The organism is Rossellomorea sp. DA94 (assembly GCF_029834455.1).
Classification (GTDB): Bacteria; Bacillota; Bacilli; order Bacillales; family Bacillaceae_B; genus Rossellomorea; species Rossellomorea vietnamensis.
Genome location: NZ_CP122397.1, coordinates 321,467 through 345,586, shown reverse-complemented (window position 1 = coordinate 345,586; position 24,120 = coordinate 321,467). Strand labels below are relative to the sequence as shown.

Below are 24,120 nucleotides of genomic sequence, written 5' to 3'. Positions count from 1 at the left end.
ATTCACTCCTTAAGCGTATTAAACAAAACGTTATTGTTATAATACAGATTAATTAACATGTTTGTATTGTATAACAGATAGATTGGATTTGGAACACTTTTTTCAGAATTTTCATTCGACATTTTTCGCAAGGGGTGTTACTAACACAAAAAGAGGTCCGTCCCTCATCGCATAAAAGCGGTGAGGGACGGACCTTCAGTAACCATAACCATTTCGATATTTATAGTTTGTTCTCCAAGTCTTTCATTCTCTTCTCCATTTTTTTATTCTGTTCATAAACAAGCGTTGCAAATGTCAGGGACGTTCCAGCCACTATAAGAGCGATAAAACTCATCATCTCAGCTACCTCCTTATTCTTTAATTTTGTATATAAAAGTCTTACTTTCTGCACCACTCGATCGATTCACTAATCTTTTACGTATAAATCGACCTGATCGTTTCATTTTTTTGGAAATACGGAAGGTCCGTCCCTCAAAAAAAAAGAACTAACCCTTTTCTGGATTAGTTCTCTCTCTATTTATTCATATATGTGTAAATAGGTTTCTTTACTGCCGGGCTTCTTGATGATCAGCGCTTCCGGTCCATAGGAAGAGGAGACGAGGAGTTCTACATCCCAGCTGTCCGGGGTCTGTTTGCCGATCATATTGGTCAGATGCTGGGCGAATCCGATGGTTTCCGCTTTCCCCTGGAAGGACAGGGCCACCTCGAATTCCATTTTGGACAGCTTCTGATCTTGATAGAGCGCTTGTCCTGTCAGTCCTGTGTATACAGGAAAATACTTTTCGATGTCTGTTTTCAGTTCATTAAAGACTTTGTAATCGTTCGGATGGTTCTCCTGGGCTTCCGGGGAAGGGAATAAATAATAGTCTTCATTGATCCCTTTCCAGTCCTGAATGCCGGTTTGGTCCGGTTCCACGGTTGTGTAGGCGAAGAAGTGACCGGGTACGACCTGATCTTTCGGAGCCTGCTTATAAAGTGAAATCATAATCGGCACGTTCTGGAGTTCTTTCTTCTGGCGAAGTCGGTTGAGGACTTCACCCGCGATTTTCGCTCCCTGCTCTTTCAAAACCTCATTGGAAAGGTTCTTTACAGTTCTTGTACCATTTGACATATTGGTCTCATATTGAACAGAATTCAGGGACAGGGCGATGGCCACTCCACCAAGACGCACCTTATTATCTTCTTTTTTCATCAAGTAATTATGTTCGACGACGTGGGCCAAATAGATGGGGGCATTTTCCCCTTTTGACTGCACGGGATTAAGTCCGACATTTTCAGACTCCTTCAACCCTTTTTCCTTCAGCTGTTCACTGGTGTACTTTCGTTGCAGCCAGCTATCAACCGTCTTCTTGGTAAGGAATTGACCTTCTTTAAAGAAATATTCATCCGTCGAAAACCGATTTTGGGCAACCCTTAATAAGCCCGTCTCGATTTCATTAATATCATATCTTGAACCCAGGTCATTCACGACGACTCCCCGGGTATTACTCGTTTCATACGGAAGCATCGTCTTGTAGTATTCTTTCGAAATTTGAAAGCTTGGTATGATGGCTTTCTTGGCTTCGCTATCCTGATTTTCCTGGACGACCTGATCCTGTTTCTCAAATGTCGGTGCACAGCCTCCCAGTAACACTAATGCGGCGAGAGCGACCGAAATCCCTTTTTTCATTCCTCGTTACACCTCTTATCGGTTAAGTTCTTCCATCAGCTTATCCTCATCCCAGACTTCTATATTTAAGTCATTCGCTTTCGTAAGCTTCGATCCCGCTTCTTCCCCTGCAATGACAAGATCGGTTTTCTTACTGACACTGCCGGTCACTTTTCCGCCGAGCATCTCGATTTTTTCTTTTGCTTCATTTCGGCTCAATCGTTCGATTTTCCCTGTGAGGACTATGGTCTTGCCTGCAAAATACGAGTCGACGTCACTGGCTGATACAGGCTTCGGTCCTTTGTATTCAAGGTTCACACCTGCCTCTTTCAGCTCCTGCATGAGTTCTTTCACTTCATCGTTTTCAAAGTAAGCGACAATGGCGTCGGCCATTTTATCCCCGATCTCATTCACATTCGTCAGTTCTTCTTTCCGGGCGTCCATCAGCCTGTCCATTGAGCCGAATTCCTGTGCCAACGTCTTCGCGGCTTTGGCTCCTACGTGACGGATGCCAAGACCGAATAACAGTTTCTCCAGAGAATTCCCTTTCGACGTTTGAATGGCTTCCAACAAATTATCAACGGATTTCTCGCCCATCCGTTCCAGCTGAAGAAGCTGATCGCGCTCAAGTCTGTATAAATCGGCTACGTCTTCAATCAATTTTTCCCTGAACAGCTGACTGATCACCTTTTCACCCAGGCCGTCGATGTTCATGGCGTTGCGGGATACAAAGTGAATGAGCCCTTCCCGGATTTGAGCGGGACATTTCGGATTAATGCAGCGGAGGGCAACTTCCCCTTCAAGTCTCACAAGTTCACTTTCACACTCAGGACAATGAGTCGGCATCAGGAATTCCTGTTCGTCACCGGTTCTCTTGTCTTCCAGTACGTTCACCACTTCAGGGATGATGTCCCCCGCTTTTTTAATGACGACGTGGTCACCGATCTTGATATCTTTCTCCCTGATCAAATCTTCATTATGAAGGGAGGCACGTTGGACGGTCGTTCCAGCTACACGGACCGGCTCCAGGATCGCAGTCGGTGTGACGACACCTGTGCGCCCTACACTTAATTCAATTTCCTTCAGGACCGTGACGACTTCTTCGGCAGGGAACTTGAACGCGATGGCCCACCTCGGGCTTTTAGCAGTCGTTCCGAGTTCCTGCTGCTGATCAAGGGAGTCGACCTTAATGACGATCCCGTCAATGTCATAGGATAGATTCGGACGTTCATCTGTCCACTTCCCGACAAATTCGAGGACTTCTTCAATGGTCGCACAACGCTTGCGTTCCGGGTTTGTTTTAAACCCGAGTTTATCAAGCGTGTCCAATCCCTCGCTATGGGAGTCGATTCCTGTATCCCCGATATCAGCCAGGGCATACAGGAAAATGTCGAGATTCCGGGAGGCCGCGATTTTCGGATCCAGCTGGCGGAGTGAACCTGCCGCTGCGTTACGCGGATTGGCAAAGGGTTCTTCCCCTTTTTCTTCTTTGATCTTATTCAGTGCTTCGAAGGATCCTTTCGGCATGAATGCCTCTCCCCGAACTTCGAAGGACATTTTTTCTGAAATCTTTAACGGGATGGAACGGATGGTCTTCAGATTCGATGTGATGTCCTCACCTATGGACCCGTCACCCCGTGTAGCCCCTTGGACGAACGCCCCGTCTTCATATCTGAGAGAAACGGCCAAACCATCGATCTTCAACTCGCAAACGTAGGAGAAGTCCTCGCCGACCGCTTGACGGACACGGCGGTCAAAGTCACGAAGATCTTCTTCATTAAAGGCATTCCCAAGGCTCAGCATCGGCGTTCTGTGTTCGACTTTTTCGAACGAATCAAGAATGGTTCCACCCACACGCTGGGAAGGTGAATCCGCTGATTTTAATTCCGGAAACTGGTCCTCGAGTTCAATGAGTTCTCTGAGGAGTTGATCATACTCTGAATCCGGGACAGAGGGCTTGTCGAGGACATGATATTCGTAATTATATTGGTTCAATCGTTCGTGGAGTTCATTGATACGCTTTTCGGCTGATTGTCGATTCATTTCCACAACCCTTTCTTGCTTATATTCGGTTATAGCCGGAAGGGGATCCCTTCCGACCTGTTATGCTTTTTCAATTGGAGCAAATTTGGCCAGGAGACGCTTGATTCCCATTGGACTCGGGAAAGCGATATCGAGCTCGACACTGTCTCCTGATCCCTTCACGCTGACAACCGTTCCTGTCCCCCACTTCTTATGTTGGGCCTTATCGCCGACCTGCCACGCAACGGATTCTCCACCCGTTGTGGTTTGGACCGGACGTGCAACAGGCTTTCTGGGAGCAGGGCGTGAAGGTGATTTAGCCGCTGATTTCCCGAACGGAGTAAAGGCACTCTTCTTCTCTGCCATCACATCATCCAGCAGGTCTGCAGGAATTTCATTGATGAAACGGGAAACCGGGTTCATCTTCGTCTGTCCGAAGAGCGTCCTCATCTGGGCATTGGTCAGGAAGAGCTGCTCTTCCGCACGGGTGATCCCCACGTATGCCAAACGGCGTTCTTCTTCCATTTCATCCTCTTCCATAAGGGAACGGCTGTGAGGGAAGACCCCTTCCTCCATTCCCATGAGGAATACGACAGGGAACTCCAAGCCTTTGGCTGCGTGCAGTGTCATCAGGATAACAGAATCCTTCGGCTGGTCGTCTTCATCAAGTTTATCGATGTCGGCGACCAATGCAAGGTCCGTTAAAAATGCCACGAGGCTCTTATCGTCGTTGGATTGTTCAAAGCTTTTCGTGACAGACAGGAACTCGTCCAAGTTCTCGAGTCTTGATTGAGACTCTATGGACTTTTCCGCTTTCAGCATATCGGTGTAGCCTGATTTCTCAAGGATCTCTTCTACCAGTTCCGTGACAGACAGATACTCCTGCATACTTGTGTAGCCTTTCACCATTTCCATGAATTCAATCACAGCTTTGGTGATCTTGGGACTGAGCCCGATGAAGTCGGCTTCTGCGAGTGCCCTGAACATGGAAATGTCATGATCCTGGGCGTAGCGGGCAATTTTATCGATCGAAGTGGCCCCTACTCCTCTTTTCGGAACATTGATGACACGCTGAAGGCTGATATCATCATCCGGATTCGAAATGAGCCTTAGATACGCTAAGATATCCTTGATCTCTTTCCGATCGTAGAACTTGATGCCGCCCACGATGGAGTATTCGATATTTGATTTTAAAAGCACTTCCTCCATGACACGGGACTGTGCATTGGTACGGTACAGGATGGCAAAATCAGAGTACTTCTTCTTACCGGTTTCCATCAGTTCCTTAATTTTACCTGTGACGAATTGAGCTTCGGTCTGCTCCGTATCCGCCCTGAAATAGGAAATCTTCTCACCGTCATGATTTTCAGTCCAGAGGTTCTTCGGTTTTCGATTTGAATTCTTCTGGATGACTTCGTTCGCCGCCTGGAGGATCCGTTTCGTTGAACGATAATTCTGTTCCAGGAAAATGACGGTCGCCCTCGGATAATCCTTTTCAAATGAAAGGATATTGGCAATGTCCGCGCCGCGCCAGCGATAGATCGACTGATCCGAATCCCCGACGACACACAGATTTTGAAAACGGGAGGCAAGCAGCTTCACAAGCATATACTGCGCCCTGTTCGTATCCTGATACTCATCCACGTGGATGTACTGGAATTTACGCTGATAGTATTCCAGTACTTCCGGCACACGCTGGAATAATTGGATCGTCGTCATGATCAAATCATCAAAATCCAGGGCCTGATTCTTACGTAAACGCTTCTGATACTCTGTATACACATCAGAGACCACCTGATCATAATAACCGCCTATTTGCTTCGATAACTCTTCAGGAGTGGTCAGCTCATTTTTTGCAGAGCTAATGGACCCGAGAAGGGAACGGGGATCAAATTTCTTGGGATCGATATTTTTTTCTTTTAAAATCGCTTTGATCACCGACTGCTGATCGGTAGAGTCAAGGATCGTGAAATTACGGTTCATCCCGATGCGGTCAATATCGCGTCGCAGGATTCGTACACACATACTGTGAAAAGTTGAGATCCAGATATTCTCAGAGGCCCCGCCCAGGATGTTTTCAATACGATCCCTCATCTCTCTTGCCGCTTTATTCGTAAAGGTAATCGCTAAAATATTGTAAGGATTAACGCCTTTTTCCACCATCAGATACGCAATCCGATGCGTCAATACCCTTGTCTTCCCGGAGCCTGCCCCTGCCATGATCAGTAACGGCCCTTCCGTTGCCTTCACAGCTTCTGCCTGCTCGGGATTCATTCCATTCAACAGTCGATCAGTCAAAAATTGCATAGTCTCACACCACCATAACGAACATACGTTCTGTATTTTTATTTCTATTATATATCAATCAGGGAAGGACCACCAGTTCGATCCTTATCCTTTCACTGCTTTTACCGTCTTTAAAGCTTCTTTCAGATTGTCATAAACAGCATTTCCAACGACGACAACATCTGAGACAGCAGCCATTTCCCTCGCCTGCTCCCAGGTTTCAATTCCCCCGCCGTAGAATAATGTCGTGTTTTCCAATGAATCCTTTACCTCTTTTACCGTTTCAACATCTCCATATGTACCACTGTACTCCAGATAAAAGATCGGCAGGTTGAACATTCTTTCTGCCATCATGGCATAAGCTGCAGCGTCTTCACTTGAAATGTCTGTGTTCGCTTCCGTTACCTTCGCCGCCTTGCAGTCACGGTTCAATATACAATATCCTTCTACAAGGATTTCGTCCCAATTCATGATTTCTCCATATTCCTTCACAGCCTGATGATGCAGTCCTGTCACCCAGCTCATGTTCTGACTGTTCATCACCATCGGAATGAAATACAAATCGAAGCCGGGAGTAATCGACTCCAAATTTGATACCTCCAGAATACAAGGAACCGTATATCGTCTCACTCGTGCCATCAAATCAAGAACCTTTTCAAGGGTTACACCGTCCGTTCCCCCCACGATGATCGCGTCTGTTCCCGATTCACATACTGCTTCTAAATCTTCATCATCTATTCGTTTATTCGGATCTAGTTTAAACACATGGCTCCACTTTTGGACATCATACATGCTCTGTTCCTCCATTCATACATCCATCTAACGTATTATATCATTTGTGAGAAACTGTCGCATCACCTCAAAAGCGGAGGCGGCTCGCCCAGAGGCGACAAGCATAAGATGAACCTGCCGGAAAGGCGTTCTTTGCCTTTTTGGCAGGTTTAGCTTATGACCTCGAGCCTCTAGCCGCCGGAGCTAGATGACGCTCATTCAAAAACAAAGACCGCTTGTCATAGACAGCGGTCCTTCTCTTATTTTTCTTCCTGGTGTACACGATCCAGTACCAATTGATATGCATCATTTCCGTAGTTCAAGCAGCGTTTCACACGGGAAATCGTTGCCGTACTTGCACCTGTTTCAGTTTCGATCTTATGATATGTCTTCCCGTCCTGAAGCATACGTGCGACTTCAAGGCGCTGGGCAAGTGATTGAATTTCGTTGATCGTGCAAAGGTCATCAAAGAAACGATAACATTCTTCAAGGTCTTGCAGGGAAAGAACAGCGTTGAATAACTGATCCAGCTCCTTGCCTCTAAGTTTATTTATTTGCATTAAAAAGACTCCTTTTTCCTTCTATTCTTGATAGGATACCGAATCCGCGAGCCCCGGAGAGCTTGGGATGACGTTGATCCACGTCGAGCCCTTCCGCAGGCTCACAGGTTTATTCTTTTCATAAGGAAGTATCCGGCCATTCACATTCTTCCATTGTAACTTCCGGAGCTTCCCTTCCTGTATCAAGTAAGCATCTCCACCCGATTTGAGGTCAATATCCCGTCTTCCTTTGTCGTCGACTATCTTATGTGGAGCTTCTACGATGAAAAGATTTTCGATCAGGACGGGATCTTTTGAGTCATAGTCGATGGTTTGCTCCCCATTTGAAAAGCGTTCGTATCGGCCTTCTTTTTCATTAAAATCATACACAGCATTAAACAGGGGATTATGATTGTATGAAATCATCACGGAATTTGCAGCTTCCCCATTACTCTTCCCTTTATCACTGAAATTCAGTGAATCAGGCGGTCGCTCCATGTCAAAGCCGTTCTTTTCCGCTCCCTCTTTGATATGTTCATATGTGATATAAGAATTATGAGGGGCTTTCCGGAAGCTTGCCCGTTTGAATAACGTCCCGTCATATTGGATGCCGTTAAGGTCCTCGATAAAACCGTTGGTCAGCATTTCTTTCGCCTCAGGACTGTATCCGTGAGCGACATACAGACTGTCATATCCTTTTGCAAGCTCTATATAGTAATCTCTGGCGCTTCGGACAGGGCCGATTTCTTTCGGCATCCTGCTTTGGAATATGGCTAGGAAACGGGTGATATCCCCCTCGGCCAACACTTCATACACAATATCCGCTTTCGACAGTCCGGATTGGGGCCTTGCCTTCGGATGGTTATTCACCATCACGGCGACCGCCCGGTTCATTGATTCTTCCTTATCGGCCATCCCCGTTAAAGGATACTGATTCATTTCTTCTGTTTCTACGCCTGTCTCTTCCTTCACCACTGGAGTTGCGGCTTCTTTATCAGATTCTTTCTTTATCTCTTTATCTGAACTACATGCGACAAGTGCGAACGAGCTTAACGCAATGATCAAAGCTCTTTTCAGCATGTTTTTGACACCCCTATTTACTTTACTATTTTAACGCATTATTGTTGGAAAGAGTACCGTTTTCTTCATTACATCATAGATTCCCTTTTGTGTCATCCTTATATAAGGCAGATGAGTGGACTGAAGGAACAGCAATGTATAAATCGGATCAGAGAAGCGGTAGCCCCTCTCTTTTAATAAGTCTTTAAGTGTCTTTTCTTCCTCAATCAGCTCGGGCATTTCCTTCTCTGAAAGTAATCCGCTTAATGGCAGTGGAATCTCGTGCAGGATTTCACCGTTCTCTGCAAGAACGATCCCGCCACCGATTTCTTTCATCCTGTTGAAAGCTGCAATCATATCAGGCTTACTTTTTCCAATCAGGATAATGTCCCCTGTATTGGAGTAAGACGATGCAAACCCCATCACACCTTTAGAGAATCCTTTGATCATGGTGCTGATCCTCCAATTGCCATTCCGGTCCAACAACATGAGGAAGGATTGGTCATGATCGGGATCAAGCAATTCCTCTGATGGATTGATGGAAATGGAGTAAGGCTTGGTGATGACATCGTTCACCATTTCGATCCCAAACGGCATGGAGAATTGGAGATCGTCATACCCTACTTCCCAATCAAGTGATAATGGGGTGAATCCGTTTGCCCCCCAATTGATTTCGGTGGGATCTTCCATCTGTTCACCGTTTTTACGGACCCAGGCACCCTTGGAAAGCACGGAGACCGGAGTCGGATCATCCTTTGCCCGGAGAAAATTAATGTTTGCGACCCGGCCTGTAGCAATCATCCCGTGCAGGTGGGTGATATTGTAATAATTGGCAACGTTGTAACTCGCCATATTATAGGCTTCGATGGGCGGTATGCCCTTGTCGATGGCCATTTTGATCATGAAATCCAGGATACCTTGCTCATAAAACCCCGGTGTCGATCCATCTGTGGTAAAAAGAAGGGAATCGTATGAATCGATGCCTTTTTCTTTTAGCCCGTCTAACAGAGCCGGTAAATCCGGTCTGATCGATGAATGACGCAGTGTAACCGTCAGCCCTTGAATCAGGCGCTTGTATACATCCTCACCCGTCATGGCTTCATGATCGCCGTCAATGCCCAATAAACGAAGCTTGGCAATCGTCTTGTCTGAAGCCCCCGGAAGATGACCTTCCACAATTTTCCCCATCCGTTTGGTTTCCTGCATCCAGTGAAGGATCAGGTCATCTCCTTCGAGGAGACGCGGCCATGCGGTCAATTCCCCGCCTTGAAGCACCGAATCATGTTCGAGCCACGATTTCACTTCCCCATTTGAAAACGTAACCTCTTCATCGACCATCTCGGTTTGAGAGTCAAAACGTGTCCACCAGTACATCGTGACCGGCATTTTGCTGAACTCCCTCAATAAAGTAAACGCTTTCTTTTTTTCCAATTGTAAAAACATCATCAGGTTATCATTGACGAATGTCGTTGTACCGGTTTGGGATGCATACTTGGAAAAAGATTGGGGATTATAAAGCTGAAACGGGTGTACATGCGGTTCGATATATCCTGGAACGAGGTACTGTGATTGGCAATCCATCACTTCGCATTGCTCAAGGTTTTCCGGGAGTTGATCACCAGTATAGACAATCCTGTCCCTGTAAATCCAAATATGTCCCTGCACCCATTTCTTTAATGTCGAGTGAAGGTATGTTGCATTCTTTAAAAGAAGACTGGGAGACAATTCTCCATTCAGTACTTGTACATGTTCTCGCAGTTGTTTGTTCTTCCATCTGTAGCGCTGTTCCAAAGTGAACACTCCTCTAGTGGAATGATATTAGTTTAAGTTTCAATTTATGTTAACATATTTTACTATTTAACGCATTAAAGGTTTACAACAATTATGTGAATTTTCGATTAAGGAGGAATTTACAAATGAAAGTATCATCAAACATCGGGATCATCAATGCCCTGATCCGCATCACGGTTGGATTTACCATTTTAGCGTGGAGTACATCAAAGCTTGCAAGACGTCCATGGAGGGACTCCTATCTTGTCATGGCCGTAATCGGCGCCATGAAAGTCGGAGAAGGAATCCTGCGTTATTGCCCTGTCACGGCCCTGTTTGAAAAAGGTGGAGATGGAGAAGGCAAGAACGGCGGCTTTGGAGGATTTAAAGCAAAGGATATGATGAACTTCAAAGACATGCTGAAATCCGACAAGAAGGACCACACTGATAATGGGCACCAGCACCAACCAACAAACGAACACACACAAGACCCGACGAAAAACACCAAAAAAGAATCCAACTTCAACCCCGAAGAACTCACCAACCAGGAAGTCCAGGAAGCATTGACGGGTTCTAAAGGGACGGACCTTCATTCTTAAGGGTCTGAAAGGACATATATCCTGTGAAATGCCGTAACAGCGGGAATCCTGTTGATTGGCTCCCTTCAAAAAGGCATGATTGCCGAGGTCCGTCCCTCTTTATAGGACATCCCTCGGCAATTTTGCATCCATATTTCATTAAAGGAGTTGTTTGTATTGTTCTGGGAATATTTAACCGATATGTCGTATGTTCTGTTTTCGTTAATCGGCGGAATCGTCGCCATTGCCTACGTGTATGTCCGTAAATCTAGGAAGAGACGTGTTCGATAGCTTTCCGGCCGATATCTCTTCTATAGAACAAGCCTTTGCACTCTGCTTTAGCTAATTCTTTATAAACGGCGGTTTGCGCTTTTTCTACAGTGGGAGCAGAGGAAGCGACCAGTAACACTCTTCCGCCATTTGAAACAAGGGAACCGTCTTCTGTTAATTCAGTTCCTGCATGATAAACGAGTGTATCATCCATCGACTTTTCAAGATCAGGCAGTGGGATTCCTTTTTCATAGTCACCTGGATAACCTTCTGCTGCCAGCACCACGCCAAGGACCGCGTCATCTGACCATTCCAAATCGACAGGCTTTCCTTCAATGATGTTCTTCACTACGAGACCGAAATCAGAAGTCAGACGCGGCAGTACTACCTGCGTTTCAGGATCACCAAATCGTGCGTTGAATTCAATCACTTTCGGGCCCTCACTTGTCAACATAAGCCCGGCATATAAAATTCCGGTAAATGAACGATCCTCTTTCACCATCGCTTGAGCAGTCGGGTGGAGGACCGTGGAAATCGCTTCTTGCACAACCTCTTCCGAAATATGCGGCACCGGGGAATACGCACCCATACCTCCTGTATTCGGACCTTGATCCCCATCATAGGCACGCTTATGATCCTGTGCGATGACCATTGGATAAACCGACTCACCATTTACGAAAGCCATGAGGGAAAACTCTTCCCCAAATAAGCATTCTTCGACAACGACTTTCGATGAGGCATCCCCGAATTTCTCGTTCAGGAGCATTTCTTCCAGTGCACTGATGGCCTCTTCCTCTGTTTCCGCAACTACCACACCCTTACCTGCAGCAAGTCCATCGGCCTTCACTACGATCGGGGCACCGGCTTCCTTCACATATTCGATCGCTTTCTCCACGCTTGTGAATACTTCATACGATGCCGTTGGGATATTGTACTTTTTCATTAATTCTTTCGAGAACGATTTGCTTCCTTCTATGATGGCCGCTTCTTTCGTCGGTCCGAATATGTGCAGGCCTTCTTCCTGGAAGCGGTTGACGATTCCCTCAAGCAACGGATTTTCAGGGCCAACAAACGTATATGCTATGTCCTCTTTCTTGGCAAAATCAATGAGTTCACACACGTCGGATTCAGTGTAAGGGAGATTTGTTGCGACACTTGCGATCCCTGCGTTCCCGGGTGCACAGAACACTTCTGTCACACTTGTACTTTCCGCAAACTTCCTGCATATGGCATGCTCGCGGCCGCCACGTCCGATCACTAATACTTTCATCTTGAAAAAGCCCCCTTTTTTAAGAAAACCCCTCCTGTTGAGCTGTAGATAAGGAGAGGTTGGTATATGGAATGAATATGTGCTGGATGTGCACTGATGGCACCGAAGAGGAGGGGTGTGAGGTCCGTCCCTCATCCCACTCCCCATGAACCAGCTGTTTTTCTTGAATAACCCCTTGTTATTAGGGTTGAACAGTAAACCTCATTAGTAATTCAGTCAAATTTCGAGGTCCGTCCCTCCCATTAATGTTTGAAGTGGCGGATTCCTGTCATGACCATGGTGATACCGTATTGGTCTGCTTTTTTGATGGAGTCTTCGTCACGGATGGAGCCTCCAGGTTGGATGATGGCTGTGATGCCTGCTTTGGCAGCGGCTTCTACGGTGTCGTCCATCGGGAAGAAGGCATCTGATGCCATGGCGGCTCCTTTGGCTTTCACTCCGGCTTGCTCGAGTGCAATGTTTGCAGCACCGACGCGGTTCATCTGTCCCGCACCGACTCCAACGGTCATATGAGCATCCGTTACCACAATTGCGTTCGATTTCACATGCTTCACGACTTTCCAGCCCAGCTTCATTGCTTCCCATTCCGCTTCCGTCGGTTCACGTTTTGTCACGACTCTGAGGTCTGCATCATCAAGGGTGAACGTGTCATCGGCTTGAACGAGCAATCCGCCTTCCACCGTGGTTAACTTACGCTCGATTTTGTTTGTGGTTTCAAAAGGAACCGTCAATAAACGGATGTTCTTCTTACCTGAAAGAATTTCAAATGCTTCGTCACTGAACGCAGGAGCAATCACGATCTCAAGGAAGATTTCATGAAGCTGTTTCGCTGTTTCTTCATCCACGACGCGGTTCAACGCGACAATGCCGCCAAAAATGGAGGTGGAATCCGCTTCATACGCTTTCGAGAAGGCTTCCTCGATGGTCGATCCGATGCCGACACCACACGGATTCATATGCTTCACAGCAACAGCTGCCGGTTCCGTGAATTCTTTTACGATTTGAAGGGCCGCATTGGCATCATTGATATTATTATAGGAAAGTTCTTTTCCATGAAGCTGTCGAGCCATGGCCACAGAGAATTCAGAGCCAAGTGGCGCACGGTAGAAAGAAGCCTGCTGATGTGGATTCTCCCCATAACGGAGCGTCTGCTTTAATTCGTATGTTCTCGTAAAACGTTCGGGGTGCTCTTCACCTGAAATGTCCGTCATGTATTCAGCGATGAATGCATCGTAAGCTGCCGTGTGACGGAAGACCTTTGCCGCAAGTTTACGGCGTTTCTCTAAAGACAGTTCACCCTGAAGCTTTAACTCAGCGATGACCTCATCATAGTCCAACGCATCGACGACGACCGTGACGTATTGATGATTCTTAGCAGCCGCACGCAGCATCGTCGGGCCACCGATATCGATGTTCTCAATCGCTTCTTCTACACCGACATTGGGCTTTGAGATGGTCTGTTGGAACGGATAAAGGTTGACACATACAAGGTCGATCCCTTCGATTCCTTGTTCCTGAAGCTGTTTTCGATGGCTTTCCTCACCGCGTTTTGCAAGTAATCCTCCGTGGATATTCGGGTGAAGGGTCTTTACGCGACCTTCAAGGATTTCTGGAAACCCCGTCACTTCTTCGACTCCCATGACGTCTACGTCATTTTCTAAAAGGAGCTTCTTCGTTCCGCCAGTCGAAATGATTTCATACCCCAATGTCTTTAATTCCTTCGCAAATTCGATGACTCCGCTTTTATCTGAAACACTGATCAATGCTCTTTTTTTCAATGTCTGATCCTCCTCTGCCTTATGTACTGCTGATTTTATTTCATTATATTGAAATCAAAGGTCCGTCCCTCACCACTTTACCACACTACCATGATAAAGCAACCACTCTTCCCCCTCTTTAGTAACCCGTTGTGAGGAAGAGGTGGTTCAGGGTGTTTGGGTATAGGTGGTGTTCGACATGCTGGATTTTGTCCTGCAGTGACTGCCGGGTTTCACCTGTTGTCACACGGACGATCTCTTGTGCGATGATCTCACCTGTGTCCATGCCTGCGTCTACGAAGTGAACCGTGACGCCGGTGATCTTCACTCCGCCGTCGATGGCTTGTCCGATAGCGTCCTTCCCTGGAAAAGAAGGAAGGAGTGACGGATGGATGTTGACGATTCTTCCACCGAAGCTTTCAAGAAGCGTTGGACCGACCAATCTCATATACCCTGCTAATACAATAAAATCAACACCCAAATGAGCCAGCTCATTTAGGATTTCCTGTTCAAATGCCTGCTTATTTTCATAGTCTTTTGCCCGAAAGACGAAGGTTGGGATTCCTGCAGTTTGGGCGCGGTGAATGACAAACGCGCCCGGCTGGTCACATACAAGAAGCCTGATATTCGCTTTCAGAGTTCCGCTTTGTACAGCGTCTACTAGTGCTTGAAAATTACTTCCGCTTCCTGATGCAAAAATGGCAATCTGTCTCATGACTCGCCCCCGTTATTGACATGCTCATCCTTATTCTCAACGAACAAAGCTAACCCCTGTTCCTTTCGAAACGTGTCCAATGATAAAGGCGTCTTCTCCCTGTTCATTGAAGAATCGAAGAATGTCTTCTGCTTGCTCTTCCTCTACAGCTAACACAAATCCAATCCCCATGTTGAAAATGTTGTACATTTCACTGCGCGGAATGTCGCCATAGTGCTCAAGGGCAGGGAAAATACTTGGAATATCCCAGCTTCCTTCCTTTATCTCTGCTTGCAACCCATCAGGCAGCATCCGTGGAATATTCTCAATGAAGCCTCCACCCGTAATATGGGACATCCCGTTAATGGAGAATTGTTTAAGTGCCGCCAGTACAGGCTTCACGTAAATCCTTGTTGGTGTAAGCAATGCTTCCTTTAGTGTGGTCCCGATTTCAGGTATCGATTCTTCCAAAGAAAACGACTGATCTTCAAAGAATACTTTCCTTACTAAGGAGTACCCATTACTGTGTATACCACTGGACCCCAGTCCGACTAACACATTTCCTTCAGAAATTTGTTCGCCTGTGATGATCTCTTTTTTTTCACAGGCACCTACAGCGAATCCAGCGATATCATATTCTTCGTCTGAATACATACCCGGCATCTCGGCAGTTTCTCCACCGATCAGCGCACAGCCCGCTGTTTCACATCCGTCCGCAATCCCTTTTACAATACCTTCTATCTTCTCCGGGAGAGCTTTCCCGGTCGCTATATAGTCTAAGAAATACAGTGGTTCCGCTCCTTGAACGACAATGTCATTCACGCACATGGCCACGCAATCGATCCCGATCGTGTCGTGTTTGTCTGCCATGAAGGCAAGCTTCAGCTTCGTTCCGACTCCATCTGTGCCTGAAACGAGAACTGGCTCACTCAAGTTCAAGGAAGATAAATCGAACATTCCTCCAAAGCTTCCCAATTGACCAAGGACGCCTTCACGGGCCGTTCGTTTCACATGCTTTTTGATCCGGTCTACGGATTCGTACCCCGCTTCAATATCTACTCCTGCCTGACGATACGCATTTGCCATCATGATTCCCCCTATTTCACTAACTCTTTTTCATGTGGATGAAGTGTATCCGGGTAGATTTCCGTTGGATACTTCCCTGTAAAGCAAGCCATGCATTGTCCGCGGTTTTCCGATGAATCATCACGGCCAATGGCTTTGATCACGCCTTCCGGACTCAAGAATGTCAGCGAGTCCGCACCGATGATCTGACGCATTTCCTCCACTGAGTTAGAAGAGGCGATCAATTCTTCATGAGTGGATGTATCGATGCCGTAGAAGCAAGGGTTCTTGATGGGCGGTGAACTGATGCACACATGCACTTCCTTCGCTCCCGCTTCTTTTAGCATGGTGACAATCCGTTTGCTCGTTGTTCCCCGTACGATGGAATCGTCGACCATGACGACACGCTTACCCTCAACGACTCCCCTTACAGGTGAAAGTTTCATCTTCACACCCTGTTCACGTAGGGATTGAGAAGGCTGAATGAACGTACGGCCTACGTAACGATTCTTGATCAGTCCCATTTCATACGGAATCCCTGAAGCTTCCGCATAGCCGATAGCACTTGAGATGCTGGAATCCGGGACACCCGTTACAACATCTGCCTCAATCGGCGCTTCATTCGCCAGTTCCATCCCCATCCGCTTTCTCGCCGAATGGACGTTGATTCCCTGGATATTGCTGTCCGGTCGTGAGAAGTATACGTATTCCATCGTACACATCGCATTTCCGCCTGAAAAACTAAACCGTTCTGAGGTCAATCCCTCATCATTGATGATCACAAGCTCCCCCGGCTCGATATCCCGTACAAATTCAGCCCCAACGATATCAAAGGCACATGTCTCTGACGCCACACAGTAAGCATCCCCGAGCTTACCGAGAGATAATGGGCGAAGACCGTGTGGATCCAAGGCCACCATCATCTCTGTTTCTGTCATGACGACAAATGCGTAAGCACCCTTCAACATCGTCAGTGCGTTTTTCACGCGATCTTTCAGATTAAAGTACCCGCTTCTTTTAATTAAGTGAGCCAGCACTTCTGTATCCGAGCTTGTTTGAAAAATACTCCCCTGTCCTTCAAGCTGGTGCTTCAAGGCGTTTGCATTGACCAGATTCCCGTTGTGGGCAAGAGCAAGACTACCGCTCTGCGAGTTGAAGAGAAGAGGCTGGACGTTCTCGTAGCCTCCTCCTCCTGCCGTCGCATAGCGCACGTGACCGATGGCCGAATCCCCTTCAAGCTTCTCGATCGTGCCTTCCTGGAACACTTCCGTCACAAGGCCTTCCCCTTTAAGGCAGCGTAACGTGTCACCGTCTGAAACGACGATACCTGTCCCCTCTTGTCCCCTATGCTGCAAACTATGAAGGCCATAATACGTAATTTGTGCTGCATTGGGATGTCCCCAAATCCCGAATACGCCACATTCTTCGTTTAAACCTTTGATTTCAGCAGGCATGGGATCGCTCCTTTCCAAGCTGACTCCAATTCTTCTACAGATGCATGTAAAATGACGTCTCCATTTTCTGATGTCACCTTGATTGATTCAAGATCGGTCACGTTACCAATGGCTTTCGCATCTGGAACGAGTTTCTCAAACTCATTCTTGTGTTCCGGTTTCACCGATACGATGAATCTGGATTGAGTTTCACTGAAAAGGTCAGCTACAGTGTTTTCTCCAGAAACCTGGACGCTTGCTCCCAATCCATTTGTTCCAAAAGTTGATTCCGCTAGAGCAACAGCGAAGCCACCTTCAGCGATATCATGGGCAGATGCCACTAGACCTTTTTGAATCGCTTCTAACAGCTGCATTTGGCGGCGAAGCTCTGTCTGCAAATCAATCGCAGGTGCCTGACCGAAGATTTTTCCTTCCGTCAGTTTTTGAAGCTCGCTTCCGCCAAATTCTTCACGGGTTTCACCGATGACATAAATAGAATCTCCGGCTTCCTTGAAGCTTTGAGTCGTAATATGATCGATGTCCTCAATCAGGCCTACCATCCCCACTACAGGTGTTGGATAAACGGCCGTCCCCATTGATTCATTGTATAAGGAAACATTCCCGCCGATGACCGGGGTCGACAGCTCACGACACGCTTCGCTCATCCCTTCAACCGACTTCTCGATCTGCCAGAAGATTTCCGGTTTCTCCGGGTTTCCGAAGTTTAAGCAGTCTGTAATTGCAAGTGGGATCGCTCCTGAACAAACGATATTACGCGCTGCTTCGGCAACTGCAATCTTCCCTCCAACTTCCGGATCCAGGTACAAATAACGAGAATTACAATCCGTTGTCATGGCAAGTGCTTTTCTCGTACCGCGTACACGTACGACCGCTGCATCAGAACCCGGGCTCACAACCGTACTCGTTCTCACCTGATGATCATATTGATCATATACCCATTCCTTACTTGCGATCGTTGGCTGCTGTAACAATGCCTTAAGCGTTTCTTTGTAATCCTCAACCTTTGGAGCGGGCGTTTCCATTGCCTGAAACTCTTTATAGTAAGCCGCTTCTTGGGAAGGCTTGTGATAAACAGGCGCCTCTTCAGCTAGTGCATCGACCGGCACATCTGCGACAGCTTCCCCTTTGTGAAGAAGACGAAGACGCTTATCATCTGTTACCTTCCCGATGGAAACCGCTTCTAAGTCATATTTAGAAAAAAGATCGACAATCTCTTGTTCACGACCCTTTTCCACGACGATCAGCATGCGTTCCTGTGATTCTGACAGCATCATTTCATATGCCGTCATGCCTCTTTCCCGCTGTGGTACAAGATCAAGATCCATTTCGATTCCGGATCCCGCTTTACTCGCCATTTCCGCTGAAGAACTTGTCAGGCCGGCCGCCCCCATATCCTGAATTCCCACAAGAGCATCGTTCTGAACAAGCTCCAAACATGCTTCAAGAAGTAATTTTTCCATGAATGGGTCTCCCACTTGAACCGCCGGACGCTTCTCTTCCGATCCTTCATTCAATTCCTCGGATGCGAAAGTCGCTCCGTGAATGCCGTCACGACCAGTTTTAGCCCCGACATACATGACGGTATTGCCGACACCATGCGCCTGACCTTTTTTAATATCCTTATGATCGATCAACCCGACACACATGGCGTTTACAAGAGGATTTCCTTCGTACGAAGCGTCGAACTGAACTTCCCCGCCGACCGTCGGGATCCCGATACAGTTACCGTATCCGGCGATACCCGCTACGACTTCTTTAAATAGATACTGAACACGAGGAGAATCCAACTCTCCAAAGCGTAAAGAGTTGAGGAGTGCGACAGGTCTTGCCCCCATCGAGAATACGTCTCGTATAATACCCCCGACACCCGTTGCTGCTCCTTGATAAGGCTCAATCGCTGACGGATGATTGTGACTCTCGATTTTGAACACCACTGCTTGATCATCGCCAATATCAACAATCCCAGCTCCTTCTCCAGGTCCCTGAAGAACGCGTTCACCTGTCGTTGGGAACTTCATCAGTACAGGCTTCGAATTTTTATAGCTGCAATGCTCTGACCACATAACAGAGAAAAGACCGGTCTCTGTGTAGTTCGGCGTTCTTCCCAGGATGTTTTCCACCATTGAAAATTCTTCGTCTGTTAAACCCATCTCACGATAAAGCTGCTCTTCTTTCACTTGCGTTGAAGTTGGTTCAAGCATTAACGACATGTTTTTCCCTCCAGTGTTTCACAATCGATTGAAATAGTTTCTTCCCGTCTTCACTACCTAGTAAAGTATCCATGGCACGTTCCGGATGAGGCATCATCCCAAGGACATTTCCTGCTTCATTGGTGATTCCTGCAATATTCTCAACGCTTCCGTTCGGATTTTCATCCGTATACGTGAAGACAATTTGATTGTTTTCCTTCAGTGTGATCATCGTCTCCTCATCACAGAAGTAGTTCCCTTCGCCGTGGGCAATCGGAATTTGGATCACATCATTCTTTTCATAGCCGTTCGTGAACATCGTTTCATTATTCTCAACGGTTAACGGCACGGTTTTACAAATGAATTTCAAGCTGTCATTCCGGCGCATGGCCCCTGGCAGTAGACCTGTTTCGAGTAAAACCTGAAATCCGTTGCACACACCCAGAACCGGCTTCCCTTGCTCTGCCGCCTTCACGACCTCTTTCATGACGTTCGAGAAACGGGCAATCGCTCCTGAACGAAGGTAATCTCCGTACGAGAATCCCCCTGGTAATAGAATCGCATCATAGTTTTCCAGATTATCAGCATCGTGCCAAACGTAGTCCACTTCTTCACCGATTTCATCCTTGATCGCATGGTACATATCGATGTCACAGTTAGAGCCTGGGAATACAATTACTGCAAACTTCATTGAGCGACACTCTCCTCGATTTCATATCGGTAATCCTCGATAACAGGGTTCGCAAGCAGGCGATGACACATTTCCTCAATCGTCGCTTCCACGTTTTCAACAGATGATGGAAGAGTCAACTCCATATACTTTCCGACGCGCACATCTTCCACACTTTTGAATTCCATTGAATGCAGCGCCTGTTTCACAACACTTCCTTGAGGATCTAATACACTTTCTCTTAATGTGATATAAACCTTTACTTTGTACATAGTTTGTTTCCTCCTAAGCGTTCTAAAATGATTGAGTATACTTCTGTTAAACTTCCAATATCTCTTCTGAAAACATCTTTATCTAGTTTCTGATTCGTTTCGGCGTCCCACAGACGGCATGTGTCTGGTGAGATTTCATCCCCTAATAGAATCGTCCCATTTCGGTCTTTCCCAAACTCTAATTTGAAGTCGACAAGCGTGACTCCCGCTTCTCTAAATATCTCTTGAAGGACTTCATTCACACCGAGTGCCATCTCTCTGATCTCGGCACGTTCTTCCCTAGACGCGATCTCCAGGAAATCAATATGATCATCCGTGATCAGCGGATCTCCAAGATCATCGTCTTTATAGTAAAATTCGATGATCGGCTTTTGAAGGGGTGTCCCCTCTTCTTTTCCAAGCCGTTTGGATAAACTTCCTGCAATCACGTTCCGGACCACGACTTCAAGTGGAATGATCCTTACACGTTTGACCAGCTGCTCATCCTCTGAAATCTGTTTAATAAAGTGACTCTGTATCCCTTTTTCAGCAAGCTTTGAAAATAGCAAGCTCGAAATCTTATTATTTAAAACCCCTTTGCCGTCGATATCCGCTTTCTTCTCCCCATTGAAAGCAGTGGCAGAATTCTTATACTGAATCCAGACAACGTCTTCATCGTTCGTTTCGAAGATCTGCTTAGCTTTCCCTTCATATAAAAGCGTTCCTTTTTCCATATGAAATCCCCCTGTTTGTTGAAAATTGCCAATCTTCAGTCTATATTTTCATAAAAAAAGGAAGGGATTCCGTTAAAAACCCCTGCCTTATTCATTTGTCAGAAGGACTTATACCAAGCCGCAACGTTCAAAAATTGTATCCACATGTTTTAAGTGATAGTTGTAATCGAAGCAATCATCAATGTCAGCCGGCGACAGCTTGGACGTGATGGTTGCATCCTCCTCGATAAGAGAACGGAAGGCCACTTGCTTCTCCCACGCCTCCATTGCTTTCGGTTGAACCGTATCATACGCTTCCTCACGGGTCATCCCTTTGTCGATAAGAGCGAGAAGAACACGTTGCGAGTAGATCAAGCCAAGTGTGCGATCCATATTGCGCTGCATATTTTCCGGGAAGACCGTTAAGTTCTTGATGATGTTGCCGAAACGGTTCAGCATGTAATTAAGGGCGATCGTCGCATCCGGCAGAATCACACGCTCTGCTGAAGAGTGAGAGATATCGCGCTCATGCCATAATGGCACGTTCTCATACGCTGTCAGCATATATCCTCTGATCACGCGGGCCATCCCCGTCATGTTTTCAGAACCGATCGGGTTACGCTTATGCGGCATCGCTGACGATCCTTTTTGACCTTTTGCGAAGAATTCTTCTACTTCACGCGTCTCACTCTTTTGCAATCCGCGAACCTCAACAGAAAACTTCTCGATGGACGTCGCAATCAGGGCAAGCGTCCCCATGTAATGAGCGTGACGGTCACGCTGAAGTGTTTGTGTGGAAACCGGTGCAGGCTTGATGCCTAGCTTTTCGCACACGTAAGACTCCACGAAAGGATCGATATTGGCATACGTTCCAACCGCACCGGAAATCTTACCGAATTCCACTCCGTCAGCCGCTGCTTTGAATCGTTCCACGTTACGCTTCATCTCTTCATACCAAAGGGCAAGCTTCAGACCGAATGTAGTCGGCTCCGCATGAACACCGTGCGTACGTCCCATCATGACCGTATGCTTATGCTCAATCGCTTTGTTTTTTAAAATTTCAACGAAGCGTTCCAAGTCTTTTAAAATAATCTCGTTCGCTTGCTTCAGTTGATACGAAAGGGCCGTATCTACAACGTCCGTAGAAGTCAGTCCGTAATGAACCCATTTTCTTTCTTCCCCAAGCGTTTCAGAAACCGCTCTTGTGAAAGCTACGACGTCGTGTCTTGTTTCTTCTTCAATTTCCTTGATGCGGTCCACATTGAAGCCTGCGTTCTCACGGATCTTCGCCACATCCTCTTTCGGAATGTCCCCGATCTCAGCCCATGCTTCACAAGCAAGGATTTCTACTTCAAGCCATGCTTGAAAACGATTTTCCTCTGTCCAAATTGCTCCCATTTCAGGGCGTGTATAACGTTCTATCATACCAGTCGTCCTCCGATCTTTTCTTGCACCTTCCAAATCCCGGCTTCCTTTACGTTCGACATTGTCTCTTCTAACTCATTCGTTAAGATCGTGACATGCCCCATCTTGCGCTTCGGCTTCGGTACACCCTTGCCGTACAGATGGATAAACCAGTCCGGGTGTTTTGGAACAGCCTTCATTATAGGCTCGATATGCTCTCCTAATAGATTAACCATCACAGCGTTCTTTAATAAGGTCGGTTGAACAAGCGGCCAGTTGCAAACAGCTTTGACGTGCTGGGCGAATTGGGAGAAATCACATGCTTCAATCGAGTAATGGCCGGAATTATGCGGCCTTGGAGCCAGTTCATTGATGTAGATGTCCCCGTCTGCTGTCAGGAACATTTCAATTGCCAGCGTTCCCACAAGATCAAGCGTCTCACTGATTTGTTTAGCCATCCCAATCGCTTTCTCTGCTGTTGCTTCGCTCACCCTAGCCGGCGCGATTGTTTCATGTAAGATGTTATCTACATGAATGTTTTCCACTACCGGAAAGTTCGTTTGCTGTCCGTCAGGATTACGTGTCACGATCACGGATAGCTCTTTTTCAAAAGGAATCCACTTCTCTAACACACATGGACCGTTCTCCAATAAAGAAGCGGCTTCCTCTATCTCGCGTACTTCCCGGATCACAAATTGACCCTTCCCGTCATAACCGCCCCTCGTCGTTTTCAAAACCACTGGATAGCCAAGCTTTTCTATATTATCATAGATGTCCTTCTGTTGTTTAATCACAGCATAAGGAGCTACTTCCACCCCTGCAAACGTAAGGGCTTCCTTCTCCATGATGCGGTCCTGAGTGATGCGGATCAATTCAGCACCTTGTGGTAAATAAGCTCGCTCAGACAGCCATTTCAGCGCTTCATAGTCGATGTTCTCGAATTCGTATGTAATCACGTCGCACTCTTCGGCCAGTCTGTATAATGCGTCATACTGATCGAAGCCGGCGGTGATCACAAGGTCTGCTACCTGGGCACACGGTGAATCCGGTGAAGGATCTAATACGGCCACCCGAAAGCCTCTTGCTTTCGCATCCAATGCCATCATCCGGCCAAGCTGTCCGCCGCCGATAATCCCAATCATCTGTCCTGGTAGTATCGTCTTCTTATTCAAGGTCATCACTGCTTTCCATCACTTTTTCACGTAGAGCTTCCCGTCTATTATCCAATCTTGCCGCCAACTCTGTATCTTCTATCGAAAGGATTTGAGCAGCAAGGAGTCCCGCATTCGTGGCTCCCGCTTTCCCGATTGCCACCGTCGCAACGGGTACTCCGCCTGGCATCTGTACGATGGATAACAGTGAATCCATCCCATTCAATGCCTTTGACTGCACCGGAACCCCTATTATAGGCAATGTGGTTTTCGCTGCCACCATCCCCGGTAAATGTGCAGCCCCTCCTGCACCTGCTATGATCACTTTCACTCCGCGTTCTCTTGCCCCTTCGGCAAATTCAAACATATAATCAGGTGTCCTGTGAGCCGATACCACCTGTTTCTCAAATGGAATCTCAAGCTCCTCCAATACCTCACACGCATGCTTCATTGTTTCCCAGTCCGATGTACTTCCCATGATTACTGATATCATAATGGTGACAGGCACCTCCCGTAGTTTACCGAATCCCCGTTAACAAAAAATACCCAGATCAACTGT

At 46.9% G+C, this 24,120-nt stretch carries 21 protein-coding genes; 2 read left to right on the top strand and 19 right to left on the bottom strand.

The window, feature by feature from the left end; translation table 11 throughout:
* Positions 1 to 517: 517 nt before the first annotated feature.
* The 7 genes from P8596_RS01870 to P8596_RS01840 all read right to left on the bottom strand — a co-directional run bounded on the left by P8596_RS01870 (position 518) and on the right by P8596_RS01840 (position 10,116).
* Complete coding sequence (locus P8596_RS01870; protein ID WP_224521579.1) at positions 518 to 1,669, bottom strand: CamS family sex pheromone protein; 1,152 nt, start codon at positions 1,667 to 1,669, stop codon at positions 518 to 520.
* Positions 1,670 to 1,684: 15 nt separating this feature from the next.
* Positions 1,685 to 3,691, bottom strand: coding sequence for an NAD-dependent DNA ligase LigA (gene ligA, locus P8596_RS01865; protein WP_279725643.1), 2,007 nt, complete (start codon positions 3,689 to 3,691; stop codon positions 1,685 to 1,687).
* Between the two features lie 60 nt (positions 3,692 to 3,751).
* Positions 3,752 to 5,977 (bottom strand): DNA helicase PcrA, encoded by a 2,226-nt coding sequence (pcrA, locus tag P8596_RS01860; protein WP_079530702.1) that lies wholly within the window; start codon positions 5,975 to 5,977, stop codon positions 3,752 to 3,754.
* Between the two features lie 84 nt (positions 5,978 to 6,061).
* Positions 6,062 to 6,748 (bottom strand): heptaprenylglyceryl phosphate synthase, encoded by a 687-nt coding sequence (gene pcrB, locus P8596_RS01855; RefSeq protein WP_279725641.1) that lies wholly within the window; start codon positions 6,746 to 6,748, stop codon positions 6,062 to 6,064.
* Between the two features lie 239 nt (positions 6,749 to 6,987).
* On the bottom strand, positions 6,988 to 7,287 hold the full coding sequence (locus P8596_RS01850; RefSeq protein ID WP_034760840.1) for a YerC/YecD family TrpR-related protein: 300 nt from the start codon (positions 7,285 to 7,287) through the stop codon (positions 6,988 to 6,990).
* Between the two features lie 21 nt (positions 7,288 to 7,308).
* Entirely contained in the window at positions 7,309 to 8,346 is a 1,038-nt protein-coding gene (locus P8596_RS01845) for a DUF3048 domain-containing protein (protein WP_279725639.1), read from the bottom strand.
* Between the two features lie 30 nt (positions 8,347 to 8,376).
* Complete coding sequence (locus tag P8596_RS01840; protein ID WP_279725638.1) at positions 8,377 to 10,116, bottom strand: adenine deaminase C-terminal domain-containing protein; 1,740 nt, start codon at positions 10,114 to 10,116, stop codon at positions 8,377 to 8,379.
* A gap of 125 nt (positions 10,117 to 10,241) precedes the next feature.
* On the opposite strand from P8596_RS01840, the gene P8596_RS23835 reads away from it, so the two are divergent.
* Both P8596_RS23835 and P8596_RS23830 read left to right on the top strand, forming a co-directional pair.
* Positions 10,242 to 10,694: a YgaP family membrane protein gene (locus P8596_RS23835; RefSeq protein WP_082197432.1), complete on the top strand. Its 453-nt coding sequence runs from the start codon at positions 10,242 to 10,244 to the stop codon at positions 10,692 to 10,694.
* Positions 10,695 to 10,874: 180 nt separating this feature from the next.
* The gene (locus P8596_RS23830) at positions 10,875 to 10,964 is read left to right on the top strand and encodes an EYxxD motif small membrane protein (RefSeq protein WP_330994755.1); all 90 of its coding nucleotides are present in this window, start codon (positions 10,875 to 10,877) and stop codon (positions 10,962 to 10,964) included.
* Here P8596_RS23830 and purD read toward each other — a convergent pair.
* The 12 genes from purD to purE form a co-directional block, all read right to left on the bottom strand.
* A complete protein-coding gene (purD, locus tag P8596_RS01830) occupies positions 10,942 to 12,213 on the bottom strand; it encodes a phosphoribosylamine--glycine ligase (RefSeq protein ID WP_279725636.1) in 1,272 nt (423 codons plus the stop codon). The two genes, P8596_RS23830 and purD, sit on opposite strands and share 23 nt — an antisense overlap.
* A gap of 242 nt (positions 12,214 to 12,455) precedes the next feature.
* A complete protein-coding gene (gene purH / locus P8596_RS01825) occupies positions 12,456 to 13,991 on the bottom strand; it encodes a bifunctional phosphoribosylaminoimidazolecarboxamide formyltransferase/IMP cyclohydrolase (RefSeq protein ID WP_279725633.1) in 1,536 nt (511 codons plus the stop codon).
* 118 nt (positions 13,992 to 14,109) lie between these two features.
* A complete protein-coding gene (purN, locus tag P8596_RS01820; RefSeq protein ID WP_279725631.1) occupies positions 14,110 to 14,685 on the bottom strand; it encodes a phosphoribosylglycinamide formyltransferase in 576 nt (191 codons plus the stop codon).
* A gap of 36 nt (positions 14,686 to 14,721) precedes the next feature.
* Positions 14,722 to 15,750, bottom strand: a complete 1,029-nt coding sequence (purM, locus tag P8596_RS01815; RefSeq protein ID WP_279726949.1) for a phosphoribosylformylglycinamidine cyclo-ligase — start codon at positions 15,748 to 15,750, stop codon at positions 14,722 to 14,724.
* An 11-nt stretch (positions 15,751 to 15,761) separates the two neighbouring features.
* The gene (purF, locus tag P8596_RS01810; RefSeq protein ID WP_034760830.1) at positions 15,762 to 17,183 is read right to left on the bottom strand and encodes an amidophosphoribosyltransferase; all 1,422 of its coding nucleotides are present in this window, start codon (positions 17,181 to 17,183) and stop codon (positions 15,762 to 15,764) included.
* The gene (gene purL, locus P8596_RS01805) at positions 17,159 to 19,393 is read right to left on the bottom strand and encodes a phosphoribosylformylglycinamidine synthase subunit PurL (protein ID WP_279725629.1); all 2,235 of its coding nucleotides are present in this window, start codon (positions 19,391 to 19,393) and stop codon (positions 17,159 to 17,161) included. Before purL ends, purF begins: the two co-directional genes overlap by 25 nt.
* The gene (purQ, locus tag P8596_RS01800) at positions 19,377 to 20,063 is read right to left on the bottom strand and encodes a phosphoribosylformylglycinamidine synthase subunit PurQ (protein ID WP_159361075.1); all 687 of its coding nucleotides are present in this window, start codon (positions 20,061 to 20,063) and stop codon (positions 19,377 to 19,379) included. The genes purL and purQ overlap by 17 nt, the downstream gene beginning before the upstream one ends.
* The gene (purS, locus tag P8596_RS01795; RefSeq protein ID WP_224521587.1) at positions 20,060 to 20,314 is read right to left on the bottom strand and encodes a phosphoribosylformylglycinamidine synthase subunit PurS; all 255 of its coding nucleotides are present in this window, start codon (positions 20,312 to 20,314) and stop codon (positions 20,060 to 20,062) included. The genes purQ and purS overlap by 4 nt, the downstream gene beginning before the upstream one ends.
* Positions 20,302 to 21,027 carry a phosphoribosylaminoimidazolesuccinocarboxamide synthase gene (purC, locus tag P8596_RS01790; protein WP_224521588.1) on the bottom strand — a complete coding sequence of 242 codons (726 nt, stop codon included), beginning with the start codon at positions 21,025 to 21,027 and terminating at the stop codon, positions 20,302 to 20,304. The genes purS and purC overlap by 13 nt, the downstream gene beginning before the upstream one ends.
* 108 nt (positions 21,028 to 21,135) lie before the next feature.
* Positions 21,136 to 22,431: an adenylosuccinate lyase gene (gene purB / locus P8596_RS01785; RefSeq protein WP_061810341.1), complete on the bottom strand. Its 1,296-nt coding sequence runs from the start codon at positions 22,429 to 22,431 to the stop codon at positions 21,136 to 21,138.
* A complete protein-coding gene (gene purK, locus P8596_RS01780) occupies positions 22,428 to 23,588 on the bottom strand; it encodes a 5-(carboxyamino)imidazole ribonucleotide synthase (protein ID WP_279725628.1) in 1,161 nt (386 codons plus the stop codon). Before purK ends, purB begins: the two co-directional genes overlap by 4 nt.
* Positions 23,575 to 24,054: a 5-(carboxyamino)imidazole ribonucleotide mutase gene (gene purE, locus P8596_RS01775; protein WP_279725626.1), complete on the bottom strand. Its 480-nt coding sequence runs from the start codon at positions 24,052 to 24,054 to the stop codon at positions 23,575 to 23,577. The genes purK and purE overlap by 14 nt, the downstream gene beginning before the upstream one ends.
* Between the last annotated feature and the right edge of the window lie 66 nt (positions 24,055 to 24,120).